Below are 14,182 nucleotides of genomic sequence, written 5' to 3'. Positions count from 1 at the left end.
AGTTCTGAGTAAATATAAATAAAAAGTGTTACTTCCTCTTATAAAAAAGTTAATATATACTTTTAATTATCGGTGGAGTTTAAGGTGGTAGCTAAAATAATTGCGGTGACCCAGCAAAAAGGGGGTGTTGGAAAAAGTACGATTGCAATGCATCTCGGTGCAGCATTCTACGAAAAAGAAAAAAAAGTTTTAGTTATTGATGCAGATGGGCAAAATACATTAGTTCACTGGTCTAATATTACTTGTGAAAAAACAGACATTCCGTTTCCAATAATAAACTTAGCAGAATCAGGAGAAAAAATTTATAAAGAAATAAAAAAATTTGTTAGTGATTACAACCTAATAATTGTAGATTGCCCACCATCAATTACAGAAAAAATCTCTAGCGTTGTACTTCTAGCGGCTAGTATTGCTGTTATACCAATATCATCATCTCCCGCTGATTATTGGTCAAGCATAGGCTTAATAAAGCTTATTCAGCAAGCACAGGTAATAAACAAAGCTTTAAAAGCTGTTTTTCTCCTTAATAAAACTGAAGAAAAACGAATGCTAACACGTGAATTAAAACAGTCACTCAAAGAAATTAGCCTGCCAGTTCTAAAAACTCAGATTCCTACCCGAGAGTGCTATAAGCAGGCAATGGCGCTGGGGCAAACAGTCTTACAAATGACAGACCGTAGTAGTAAGCTAGCAAGCGCCGAGATCAGAGCTTGTGCTAATGAAATCTCAGCACTTTTAAATAAATTTTCTATATAAAATTGTATGAAATCTACCCGCCTAGCCCGAGGTTTTCGAACACAGCTAGATATAACAACTAGCGAAAAAAAGACGTCTCTAGAGCGCTTTAATACAATAGATATATTAGTTAAACAGCAAAATAGCCTCGATATCTCTAAACTAATAGAAATTGATAATAGTCAGTCAAAGACTATTACTACGCATTCGAGCGAATCGGTAGCTTATTCTATGTGGTGTACTAAAGCTAAGTATACGCCAGGACAGATTATTCAATTACCATTGCAAGTAATTAAACTAAGTTCTTTTAATCCTCGTTATTTCTATTTAAAGTCGTCTATTCAAGAGCTTGCTATAAATATTGCAAAACAAGGTCAACAGCAAGCTATTCATGTTATTCCTGACCACGAAAATCCTGGTACATTTTTTTTAAGTGATGGTGGCCGCCGTATTAGGGCATTAAAAGAATCTAACCATAAAAGTGTAAAAGCAATTGTTGTAGATTTACCAATTGGTATTGAGAGCTATAAGCTTGGTTATGATTTAAATGTCCAAAGAGATTCGCAAACAGTCTTTGATAATGCTATTGTATGGCAAGGTTTTCTCGATAAACAGTATTTTAAAAGTCAACGTGAACTTGCTGAGATGCTTGGTATCGATGAATCAACGGTAGCCGTCGCATTAGGAATTGCGAAACTTCCAGAAATTATCATGCGGGAAATGCTAACTAGGCCTGATCGGTTCGGGTCTAATATGGCATACCAAATCGCTCGATTTAATTCAGAAAAAGGTATAAATGCCTCGCTTAAATTAATTAATAAAATTATTGCTAATGACCTTAGCACTAGACAAGTCGCTGATATTATTAAAAACAAAAAATTATTAAATAATGAGCTACAGCCATCTCGTCGGCAGCGTTATAAGCAACGACTGGAGATTAAAATAAATGGAACAATTTTAGGTGATTTAAAATCATATGGTAATGACCGACTTGAGTTAAAACTTAAAGGATTAATACCTAAAAAGCGTGAAGAATTATTAAAAAAAATTGAAAAACTGTTAATGCCAGAAATGTCGAATTCTAACAACTATGAAAGCAATATAACTGAAATATAATACCATTATATTCTATTAATAGTATTTATACTAACATGCTTATTCTGTAGCTTGTATATGATTTAATGTAAATGCAAGTAAATCACCATCCGTTGGCTCGCCCCATGTTTTTAGCACAAACCAATCAAGAAAAGCTGTCTCGGCAATCTTTGAAGAGACACTACGCTTTCGCCATTCGTCCCGCAAATGAATTCCCAAGCTTGGTAACGCTTCATCTTCAAATGACTTTCGAGTAAGAGCTTGCTCTGCGTTATTTTGTCTATTATAAAGCTCCCGAGCCTGCTTTCGACGATATGTAGCATATTCAGCTAATAACCGAGTCTTAGGATCTTTCCCTATAACAGGCTTCTTGATATAAGGCAATGTTTGAACTGCCTTAATCGCAGGTGCATAACCCTTTTTTAGTGCATCTTTAAATAGTGCTGCAGCACTACGTATTACAGGCAACGTTGTGCTACAAATACGCTGCTCTGTCATTTGAAGCGCAGCACGAATACGATTTTCTTCATTATCATTAAATATTATCTGAGCGTCTTTTAATGGAATACCAAGCCTCACTATACGGTCGATTAAGGTGCTATCAAGTACATTTCGATGTTGATCGATCGCTAGTATTGGTTGTTTACGCTCCGCCACTTGAAACTGAATTTCAGATATGCGCCGCCCCTCGCGATATTCAATTAATTCAATATTAATATTAGTTACCGCGTTTACTTCTGCAATAGCAGGACGAAGATAATCTCGCTTAAAATATTTATATTCACGCTTAGTATCATCACTGCCCTCGGAGTCAGGCGTCCCGGATAAAATAGGACGCCACCACTCCCAAGGCTCACGCATTGTAAGATGACTGGGATTAGTTAAGTAGCGCACACAGATCTCGTAAAGCGCTAGCCCAGCACTGCTACGTAATTGGCTTTGGAACTGTAAGCTTAGGCGAGCATACTGGACAGGGTCAAGAAGCTTTTTCTTAATCTTCGGAGCAAATGAAAACTCGACCCATACGCGTCGAGTAGTTATATCCTCAAAAATTTCAGCATCTGCAATTAATGTTGAAATGCCCCATTTACGCCCTGGTCTTTGGCTTGATGTTCCGGTGCTCCATTCAACCTGCACTGACACCATCCGGCGTAGATGTTCCTTAACTAAGGCTGTGTCATTAGAGTCAAATGAAGAGTTTTTAACAATCTCTGAAAGCAAAGCTCGGTAAGTATCACCCGACTCATCTGCCTTCTGCGCAACAGCTAATAACACATTAAACAACTTGCGAGTTAGCAAAGTAATCTTGCCACTCTTCGGCTGAATTGCAATAGCCTCAACAGCTTTTCGCAACTCTGCGGAGGTTTGGCTAACAACATCAGTTTTTTTCTTTGCAACGCGGGTTGCCATACGTTAAATCTAGTCAATGATTGACGAGAGAATACCCGTAATAGTGAGGACTGTCTATATTTAATACTCACCTGTTATTAGTGGAATAGTGCAACCATTATTTGCAAGAATAATACTCTCCCGCAAAACCTCACTTTTAACTTATTTATCAATTTATGTGTTAGTTAAAACCATTATTTTTATAAATAAATTTTTGAGGTTAAAAATAAGAAAGTTTGGAAGGAAATTATATTAAATAATTTTATTATAAATTAGTGATTAATTTATAATTACTAAGGATTATCTATAAAATATTCCACTAAGAGAGAAATAAATATTACTAATATTTATTTCTCTCTTACAAAAGCACCTTCTGTCCACTATTGGTAGTATAACGCGCAGAATTTTTTTACATTATAAAATTATATTTATATAAATTGTATGCGCGCTTTCCCATATACTATACTGTATAGTCCTGAAAAGGCTCACCTTTATTAAGTAAATTATATTAAAATCGCTTGTATCATATAGTTGTATACATATATTTCTGAAACTTATCTAGTGAAGAATAGGGGTAATAGCATTATAAAATATCGCCCTCTTTCCTCAAAAGGAGTACTAAAAAATTTACCTAAGCTGTATTTGCCTCCCGAAAATTCTCACCTAGTGAAATACCCGTTCTTATTTTTTAGAATATTTACACTGTAGTGCCAGCCAATAAACCGCAATTCTACTTGGAATGAACTGTAAAGTAATATCTTTTCCTGAATTAACTCACTTTTCGAAGAATTTTATCCCGAAAAAGCTCACCAAACCTTAAGTAAGCAGTAAAAAGCGATTTATTGGCTGACTACTAATTCCCGAAAAATCTCACTAACTTCTTTTTTCAGGAAGAAGGTAACGTTAAACCTTGTACTAGACCTGATTAATCTGTATATATTCCCGAATTTACTCACCTATAGTTATAAAACTGGGTTTATCTAACCCCGAATTCGCTCACCATAGTTCCCGCTATTCCTCACCTCCTCCCCTGAACTCCATCACTTTAATATCCCGTAGAATCTCACTGTAACTCCTGCAAACCTTCACGTTAACGCCCGGAAAGCCATGATGGATAAGGGTTCCAGCTAACGTTAACGTTTTTAAAGTAATTTTTATGTTTTTCAACTAACTTAATAAAGTTTATGAAAATAAATTATTTTTATTAAATAACAAAAATAATTATATTAATTAAGTACGTAAAAATACCTCGCATAAATAATGCTCCTTCTAAAATATAGAACTTAAAGAATGATTAAATATATAAAACCTATTACTAGGTAATATGCTGTGCTGCATTTTTTAAACCATCTATAAGATCATTAAAAATAAAAATTACTAATTTTTAAAAAATTAACATTGATTATACACTAAATTAGTTTACTTTTTTAAAAAAATTTTTTAAAAATTATCGACATTAATCATTTCAATGCATAGCATAATACAAAATTCTTTTTATATAAAATATATTCGCATAAAGTAATGCTTAAAGCAGAAAATTTTTTACAAGTGAATTACGTATGTTTTAAACGTTAAAGAATTGTGCTTAATAAGCCTTTTTAATATAACTTATGCTAGTGCTTTTATCTCTAAAATATTTAGATAACATAGTTGTATATCAAATATAAAATTCTATTTTAAATAGGATATTTTTTTAAAAATATTTTTATTAGAGCGTATATAGCTTAATTACAACTTTCTATTTTTAGTATAAAAATGACTACATACAAAATATTGTATAAAAGACTATTTTTCCTTAAAATTAAGAAAATAATATAATATTTATTATTTTTATTTATTAACATACAATACTTAAAAATAGCTAACAAGCATTATTAGCATACGAAGGTACTCACCGTTTATAAAAATAAACATTTCTAATATTAATATATTAGAAATGTAAGTTTATTCAATAAGTAAGACGAGAATTTAGTATAACTAAAGTTAAGATGAGTTATTTTTTGCAGGCTGTTTATTTATAACATTACCGTAGTTATAAATATATCTAGCGTTTGTTAATTAAGAATTATAGTATTAATATAGAATATAGGCGAGTTAATTCTCTGAATTTTAAAACTATCTAGTTAAACGAATTGTATGCGTGGTAAACGCAGCATAAATAATACTAGACAGGCTAGTGAGATAGCTTTATTTGGGTCAGGTACGCTATATCCCGTTTATAAAAAGTTATAGTATATATATAACTATGTTTAAAATTCATATATTACCTTTAGATAAATTTTTACTATAATAAAACTAATAATACTATATTAAATAGTATATTACTTCTACTGTACAGTTACAGGTGCGATTTATTCGGCCTCTAATGATTAGCAGCCAAATATAAAACAGACCTTATTTATTTTATAGCAGCAAAAAGCTGCTGTTTATATGCAGCATATTATGCTAATACATTGGCATAAAATTCTATTAATTTATCGACAGCCTTAATCCATTTTTATAAAAATCCTAAAATTAACTAGTTTATTTAACTTACTAGTTAATAAAGTTTATTCTTTACTAAATCAAAGGAGTTACTAGATTAACTGAATTATTTAAATAGCACGATTTTTTATTAATGTTTTAAAAAACTTTGCTCAGGTAGCGTATTAATAAAATTAATTATTTTATATAGCTGATAAATAGATACTGCAATTAATAATTAATAGTTATTACTACGCAAGTAGTAAGTGACTCTCTATTATAATATAGACTTAATCAATTAATAAATAAATGATTTTAAATATACAAATTATCGTATATAGAAGCAGACGAATAGCACTAAATATTCTAAAATATTAGATCATTATTTGACATGTATTCAATATATGGCATGCATAAAAGTTATGCTGTCAAGCAGTATAATATACGAGGCTTATTTTTTAATCATATTTAAATATTAGACTTATATCTAGAGTAGTAAAAAATATATTTTTATATTATCTAGTTTTTACAGAATTCTCTAAGAAAATACCTAGGTTTATTCTATTTTTAATAAATAATTACTCTCTTGTAGAGTCAGTATTTAACGTCTATTAAAAATAATCAATATTTAACTAAAAGTTTTAGAGACTACGATATTGGTTCTACTAATACTATATTCAAAGAGATGAAGTATTTTTTATTATGTATCGTAGTCTACGCTGAAGATGCGATAAAGTCTATTAAGTGTAATAACACTGCTATATTTATATATAAAATTTAGTTATATTTAGTAATTTTATTACCCTATAGATATAGTAATTTATTTTAAACGTTAAAAAGCGTATATATGTATAATACACTCTTATATAAAATAAGCATAGTAAAGATAAAAGTTTTATATTTTTAGTCTTATAAAGTTTTTAATTAACTAAAAAGTTATCTACATTATTCATAGAAACGCACGGGGTATTTTATACTAAATATTTTTAGCACTCTCTAAAGATAGATTCTAATTAAAATTTAGGATTTTTCGATGCAAGTTTTATATACTAAATAAAGAAATATTATTTAGTATATAAATTAATTTTTTATTTATATAGAGATATTTTACGTAAAAAAATAGCACATTATATATTTCTGCTAAAACAGCTTATCTTCTTGCGTGGATTTATATGTAAAGTCCTCATATATAATTACTCTGAACAGATATATTTAACTAAAATAGAATATTGTCGCATGCTCTACTAAAGATAGAGTACGCGTTAAGCAGATAAATAATCGTAAATATTTTTTATAAAAAATTTATCTCATATGAAGTCTGACGCTTTAATATGAGTAACAAGCTGTTAACTAGCAATTAACAATAACTATCATTCAGCTAAAGGTTAAATTTTAAGCCAGAGTATCTTATAAATACACCTCTATTTATTTTTTTATGTTAATTTATAGAAAAATGCACCATATAAAATGGTAAAAGTGATTTTTAGATATAATCTATTATATATTATTAATATTTATTTAAAAATAAATATCTTATGCTGTAACTTACTTGTTATATAAACGCTAGTTTAGTAGTATACAAGTGATCTCACCTAGATTAATTTTTGGTGTTTATTATAGTTTATATAAAACAAAAATAATATCGTATTTTATACGATGCTTAGTAAGTTAAGTTAAAATAACTAATTTTAACTATGCTGTGATAAAAGACTTTATAAAATATAAAAATATAAGTAGATATAAAGTTTAAATAATACCTAATTTTAGTTAGGAAAAAAGCGTAGTATTCTGCTGTAGAAGAAAATATAGTTTAACTATTTTTTATATCCTGATGAGACTATAAAATTATAGGGATGAAAGCGCATAAACAAGTAAACTGTTATATTATAACAAAATTTAAATTTTGTATAGCAATAATATATATTATACATGCTATGTTATATAAAATAGCTATATCAGTGAAGATTAATTTAGGCACATAAGAATAACTAGTTAAAGGTATTAGATTATTTAGCGGATAGTTTTAAAAAATAACTAGATATAATAATACATCTAGATCTCTAGTTATCTGTACTAGATACGCTACTGTTATATTGCGCTATAAAATTTAGATTACTTTGCTCTTATTATTAATTAATCTATGCTGATTACTGTTTATATAGGATTTATTGTAGGAGTTGTATTCAGTGCGGAAAGTTAAGGTAAATAATGTAGCGTTTTTGAAGAGGTAGCTTATATATAAGTAGATGCTAAAAATCAATAATATTTTCTAAAAAATATCCACTATTGCTAGCATGAGTAGAAATTTGACCACATTAGTAGCATATTGCATGCAATAACGCCACTTTTATAAAAAATATTAGCGCAGGTGCAAAAGCTGTATACTGGGTGTTGTTAACGCTGTATCAGTTTTTACTGATCAAGATTAGTATATAATACTTATACTTTTCAAGTAAAAGCAGATAAAAACTTACCTAAAATCAGGGGTAATGTCACCATATTTTATATTCTAAAAAACGCGAAAGTAGGCGGCATGTATACCAAAGATCATGCTGATTTCATCGCCTTAACCAAAAAGTGTCTATTTAGGCTTAGCGTTACGACGGGTCCGGTGCTATAAGCCGAATAACCAACCTGGAAGCTTCGTCTTCGTAATAAGCCGCTTAATAGCACGTTATGGATTAACCGTAGCTTGATATATGAGCGATGAGCCAAGTGTAATTTGTACTGCGACGACAACCTTGCTGCACTCCAACGGACGCTGGCCTAGTGACGTGGTATTGTGGCATGTTCAGGTTCCACTCACACCCTCTGCATGGAACCTTCTTCAGACATGGCTAACTGTTAATGAGCAGCGACAAGCATTGCGTTATCAACTCGATGCGGATCGTCTGCGCTTTGCTGCAACGCGTGCTGTTTTGCGAACACTGCTAGCTAGACATACTGGCGCTGTTCCGCTATCGCTGCGCTTTTCATTAGGGGCCTTCGGACGCCCAGAACTTGATGGCTACAGAGATACATTATCCTTTAACGTTACACATACGGGCCAGCATGCGTTAATTGCTCTCTCAGAGAGGCGTTGCGTTGGCATAGATATAGAGCATATCGAGCGCGTGATAGCTTGGCGGGCATTACTTAGAACGGTATGTACCGCTCCCGAGCAGCGGATGTTGCTCGGGAGCGGTCCGATGCATGGTTTTAAAGGTTTCTTACGGTGTTGGACGGCCAAGGAGGCTGTTCTAAAAGCGTTAGGTGTTGGTGTTAGATATGGACTTCAGAAGGTTTCAATAGATCTTTATGCCTATGATAGGCAACATATTAAAGCACCACTGAGCGATAAATGGAATAATATTCCTGAACTGCAGCTATATTGGATTGATGACCTCGTCAGCTACCTCGGCTGTATCGCGTTTGGACCGGCTGGCAGTGTCAATGCATATACGTCCAGCTAGTTCTGTTAATTGTGCACGAGAGTCATATACATACATAGTATTAAGCGCACTTTACTACGAATTAAGAGATTTCCAGCTTATTCTAATCATATTTAAATTGAATCTTGGACTAAATATATATTAACTTCGATGAAGTTATTTATGTTTTAAAATTTTATAAAAATATTGTTATAATTTTATGTATATTTTTGCTGCGATCCTATTAAAACTCGCTATTTTAGACATGATATAATATAATTATACTATATAGTATAAAAGCAAAATTTTGCATAACAAGTTAGATTAGATATTCTGCTTACTTAGAGTTTTTATTTCAATAAAATATAGGGCTCATACATATTTAGTATTGTAATGCTAAATATGTATATAAAAATGCAAGCTCAATTGCTAAGTCATTAGCTCAGAGTATTATTACTCACCAGGTTTAAATAGATCTGACCGCATAACACCTATTTTACATAACTAGTGTTATGCATTTAACAATACCAAATTAAGGGTATGCCTCTGCCGGAGCATAACTCAATTAATAATATGTATTATTCTGAAAATAAGTTCATATCAATTTATCGTTTTAGCGTTCTATTACTGTTTATATTAAGTAGAAAAAACTCAGACAAATTTATTATTTTTATATTTTTAAAGCGCATTATTTATTAAATAATAACGGTAAATAGATCTATATCAGATAATTTACTGCATCTATATTAATAATTTGTTCTTAGTAACTATTGAATATATTAAATACTTTACTGAAGTATTCGAATGCTGCAGCCACTAGTACAAAATATATTTGTATTGCGCGAACCTGAATGACATACTCTGAAGTTACTAGAATAGCTTGCTAAATAGAGCAATATTAATGTCTAATGCATTTAATGCTATATTGCAATGTCGATATTGCGTATCGTAGATATATAAAATTTCGCATCTACACTAATAATTTTTCTACTGGGTAGTTTTATTTTTTATCTACAAAAGCGTATAAATTATGTTTATCGCTATGGAGATCGTAGTAAGGGAAGGCGTCTTTGGTTAAAAAATTTTACGGGCAAGTATTGCATATTTTCTGAGTCTTATCATGTCGGCTTTTTATAGATTATTTTAGAGAGGTTTGGTTAGTTACGTATAGTATTACGGGCGTTATAAGCACTATACTCCCATTTCTAAGTAATAGTATTGACTACGATATTAGCTTGGCGCTAATATTTTAAAGCTAGGCAAGTAACTTTATGTTTTGGGTCAAATCGGCGTAACTAGTATTACAAGATATAACATAATTAGTTAGTATTTTTACTATAAAATATTATTAGCGTGAATTCGAATACCTTAATATCGGCTTACTAGCCAATACATGATTTTCTATAAACAGCAAAAAGTCCATCATCTACAGCTCTGTACTAGTTAGTACATATAGTTAGTACATAGGCAGGGATCTTGCTACATGCGAGATGTTAGTTGTAAAAACCGAGAGAGTTATCTTGTAAATAAATTTAGCATACGTCAGCTAAGATATATAAATAAAAAAGGACAAAATGACGTATTACTCTAACTTATCATAATATATTATATAAAATATAGTAAATTTTATTTATAAAAAATTATATAGCACTCGCTCAAGACTTTATTCACCTGAGCGATGTAAAGTATTTAATACTATATCTTTGAAATAACATTTCAGCTAGACTAGTTATTAAAACCTAGGAATTTACTTATTCGTATGTTATACTATTAACTATAATAAACAGAAGTGTTTGGGTGTCTGCATAATACGAATATAATCTTACTTAGTCTTGAGACTAAGTAAGATATAAATAATATTTTATATGTACTATGCTTCGTAAACGTGCATACCTAAATATATTATTAATGCCTTTAAAAAAACTAGCAATACAGCTCTTCTTTTGTATTGGTATACTTATTTTTATAGCAGAAATATTCTTAATATTGCTGCATAATTTCTACTATACTAATAGTATATCTATATTATGCATAGTAAACAAAAATGTATTGAGATTATCTTCTCTGCTTAGTTGACCATAGAGTTAACCATGCGCTTGTTATCGCTAAACTGTATAGCGCGCCCTTTAAATAAAGGGCTGAGCTTTGTATAGAAACTGGGTGATTAGTATATACGCTTTAGGATACTTTAGAATGCTGATATAACTTACCGTTAGATCGGATGTGCCGTTTGTATAAGTATTGCTTATAAGCACGATATCTCTAGATGCTATATGTGCACTTTACTACAGTAAAAAACTGGGTGAATTGTTAGTGGTTGACTTTAATCTAGACATTATAGTATTTTAGACGTAGTATTTATTTAGTGCGTATACAAAAAATTTTAGTAGCGTAACCGGAGGAACTAATCGCCCCATTTAATAGGTAACACTTTATTTGATGAGGAAGTTTCTAAGGCAAAATAGCTCCTACGAGGAGACTTTTCGGTACCGTAGGCGCTACTTTAATTTGCTTTCAGCACTTTGTATTTACTTGGCTATTTTGTAATTTTAGTACGCTTATTGATTTCAACGCACCTTATAATATCACATCTTCTGGAAAAAGGCGGTATGCAAATTTATATAAATTTAGCAGTATAGCCAGGCTTTTATTTTTTCTTCTAAGGGTGTCGAGGTATGCGGAGACTGTAGGAAAATTAAATAACTTATGGAGAATATTATATGAAACGACTAGCACTTTCGGCTATCTCTCTGGGTGTGCTCGCTACTGCAGCTTCAGCAGCCCACGCCCAAAGCGCGGTAACATTATATGGTACTATTGAGAAAAACGTAAACTTCTTCAACGAAGAAGGAAAAAATCAGTGGGCTACACCCGCCGGAACTACGCTTTCCGGAACCACGCTTTCCGGAGCCAAACCTACTGGAACTTCAACTGCTAACGCAAAAGGATCGTGCTGGGGATTAAGTGGTTCGGAAGATGTGGGCAGCAGTGTAAAGGCGATCTTCAAATTAGAAAATAGCTTTAATATAAACAATGGCTATTTTAGTCAGGGTAGTCAGGAATTTGGGCGTCAAGCTTACGTAGGGTTACAGCACGATGCGTACGGTACAGTAACGGTAGGTCGTCAGTATGTACCAGATACGGACCTCTTACACAAAATAACGGCTGGCAGCTACTTAGGCTCCGCGTTTGCAACTCCAGGTGATGTAGATAACTATAATAACAGTATCCGCGTTAATAACTCGATTAAGTACACTAGTCCGATGTGGTCTGGCCTACAGTTTGAAAGTTTATACGCGTTTGGTAATCAGGCGGGAACACTTGGTGGCCGCCGTTCCTGGGGCGCTGCGCTAGGGCGTACAAATGGTCCGGTTTCTATAGCTGCTAGCTATCAGCACTATAGCGGTGGTAAAATCACGAACGGTGTGCGTAATATCCCTGATACAACGATGCCTTCGACTAAAATAGCAACCGATTCAATATTTAATAGCCCAATTAATAGTGCTTATGCTTCGGCTTCATCGCTTAAAGTTGCTCGTGTTGCTAGTCAATATACTATAGGGCCAGTAAAGATCGGTACATCATATAGTAATGCTCAGTATATGGCGGATTCTGCTTCTTTATTTAAACAGACACAAAAGTATAATACTTGTAACGTATCCGCTATCTACCAGGCTACGCCTGCTTTGCTTACAGGAATAGGATACAGTTATACAAAAAGTTCAGGTAACTCATCTGCTAAGTATAACCAAGTTAGCTTAGGTGCTAACTATAGTTTATCTAAGCGGACTGACGTATACCTAATTGGTGCATGGCAAAAAGCTACTGGCCAGCAGAATAGTACAGGTGATAAAGCTCAAGCTTCAATTGGTTCGTGCGGTTTTTCTAGTACGAATAGTGGTGCACAAGGGTACGTTTCTCTAGGCCTTCGCCATAGGTTCTAATCAGGAATATCAAGTCCCATTTTAGTTAGAGTGCGCCAGTTTAATACGAAAAAAGCGCAGGTTAAACCTGCGCTTTTCAAGTTTTACTGTAAAATGCATAAAATAATATATTATTATTAATAGCTTTCTATCATGGAAAAAAATCTAATGGTATTAGATACATTTACTAAATAAAAAAATTTTAAATATCTTTTACTATAAAAAGTAAAAAAAATTCTTTACCTCAAAAATTGAATGTAATTTCACCAGAAAATAAAAATATATCAGAGTACTTCAGAAAATCTGGATACGACTACTTTATAAAATAAATATTTTCGTATCATACAAATATTTTGAAAATCTTCTGGATTTGATTAACTAAAAAAGTTACTTTTATACAAATATTTTGTTAAATACGTTATTTGAATATAAAGTATTAATTTTGAGCTAAGAAAAATTGTCTAAGTTACTATCTAGTAAAACTTTTGCTTACAGCTACACTGCATTTTTGCTGCTAGCTAGATTAGCTATCCTCTTATATTTTCTTAGTTTTCTAGTTAACAATATTATGCTTAAAATATAAAAGATTATGCTTTTTGACACTGAAATATTTCTTGATAATATATCAAAATATAATATTAATTAACGAGTGATAAATAAAATCCATTTGACTATACTATTCATAGTACAAGAGTAAGTTACATTATAGTCAGCTCAAGTTAAAAAATATTGATATGAAATTTTAGATAGATAGTAATATTTCAATAAAAAATCACTTGAAAGCAAAAAATATTAAATGATATATTTAAGTTAATAATCTTGTCTAAATCACTATTTTTGTTACTATAAATAATATAACGTATTATGAAGGTTCACATAAAAATGTATTAAATAGGCGAGAAAGATTCTACAAAGTAAGATAAATATTCCGTATTAGCCTATAGCTAGAGCCGAGGCAATGTGTTATCAGCCAAGCTATTTATAGGCGGCGTAGCTAAGAGTCTATTATTATGTATAGCGTAAAAATATATAAAACCTAAACACAGTTGTTCTGGCAGAATTCGATGATTTTAAGTTATTTCTATGTATCGCAGATGATTATGAACTTAATGGCGCTACTCAATTCTAACCTAGAGGAGATATCTATAGTAGCTAACACAGCGTCTA

The 14,182-nt window shown here is 31.7% G+C and carries 5 protein-coding genes; 4 read left to right on the top strand and 1 reads right to left on the bottom strand.

The genetic code is table 11. From position 1 onward, the window contains the following. Nucleotides 1-84 precede the first annotated feature (84 nt). Complete coding sequence (gene parA / locus KW136_RS04140; RefSeq protein ID WP_216797565.1) at nucleotides 85-756, top strand: ParA family partition ATPase; 672 nt, start codon at nucleotides 85-87, stop codon at nucleotides 754-756. A 6-nt stretch (nucleotides 757-762) separates the two neighbouring features. Then, nucleotides 763-1,851 (top strand): ParB/RepB/Spo0J family partition protein, encoded by a 1,089-nt coding sequence (locus tag KW136_RS04135; RefSeq protein ID WP_216797564.1) that lies wholly within the window; start codon nucleotides 763-765, stop codon nucleotides 1,849-1,851. Nucleotides 1,852-1,890: 39 nt separating this feature from the next. Here the strand turns inward: KW136_RS04135 and KW136_RS04130 are convergent, their stop codons facing one another. Further along, nucleotides 1,891-3,240 carry a replication initiation protein gene (locus tag KW136_RS04130; RefSeq protein WP_216797561.1) on the bottom strand — a complete coding sequence of 450 codons (1,350 nt, stop codon included), beginning with the start codon at nucleotides 3,238-3,240 and terminating at the stop codon, nucleotides 1,891-1,893. 5,141 nt (nucleotides 3,241-8,381) lie between these two features. Here KW136_RS04130 and KW136_RS04125 point away from each other — a divergent pair. Continuing rightward, a complete protein-coding gene (locus KW136_RS04125; RefSeq protein WP_216797559.1) occupies nucleotides 8,382-9,134 on the top strand; it encodes a 4'-phosphopantetheinyl transferase family protein in 753 nt (250 codons plus the stop codon). Between the two features lie 2,678 nt (nucleotides 9,135-11,812). Then, nucleotides 11,813-13,036 (top strand): porin, encoded by a 1,224-nt coding sequence (locus KW136_RS04120; protein WP_216797556.1) that lies wholly within the window; start codon nucleotides 11,813-11,815, stop codon nucleotides 13,034-13,036. Nucleotides 13,037-14,182: the final 1,146 nt, after the last annotated feature.

Origin of the sequence: Candidatus Vallotiella hemipterorum (assembly GCF_910593725.1) — a bacterium.
Classification (GTDB): domain Bacteria; phylum Pseudomonadota; class Gammaproteobacteria; order Burkholderiales; family Burkholderiaceae; genus Mycetohabitans; species Mycetohabitans hemipterorum.
This window is presented reverse-complemented; position numbering and strand designations above follow the sequence as displayed.

What these genes read in the sequence shown, in the direction of transcription:
- KW136_RS04135 (WP_216797564.1), top strand. Translation starts at nt 763, where the DNA reads ATGAAATCTACCCGCCTAGCCCGAGGTTTTCGAACACAGCTAGATATA.
- KW136_RS04125 (WP_216797559.1), top strand. Translation starts at nt 8,382, where the DNA reads ATGAGCGATGAGCCAAGTGTAATTTGTACTGCGACGACAACCTTGCTG.
- KW136_RS04130 (WP_216797561.1), bottom strand. Translation starts at nt 3,240, where the DNA reads ATGGCAACCCGCGTTGCAAAGAAAAAAACTGATGTTGTTAGCCAAACC.
- KW136_RS04120 (WP_216797556.1), top strand. Translation starts at nt 11,813, where the DNA reads ATGAAACGACTAGCACTTTCGGCTATCTCTCTGGGTGTGCTCGCTACT.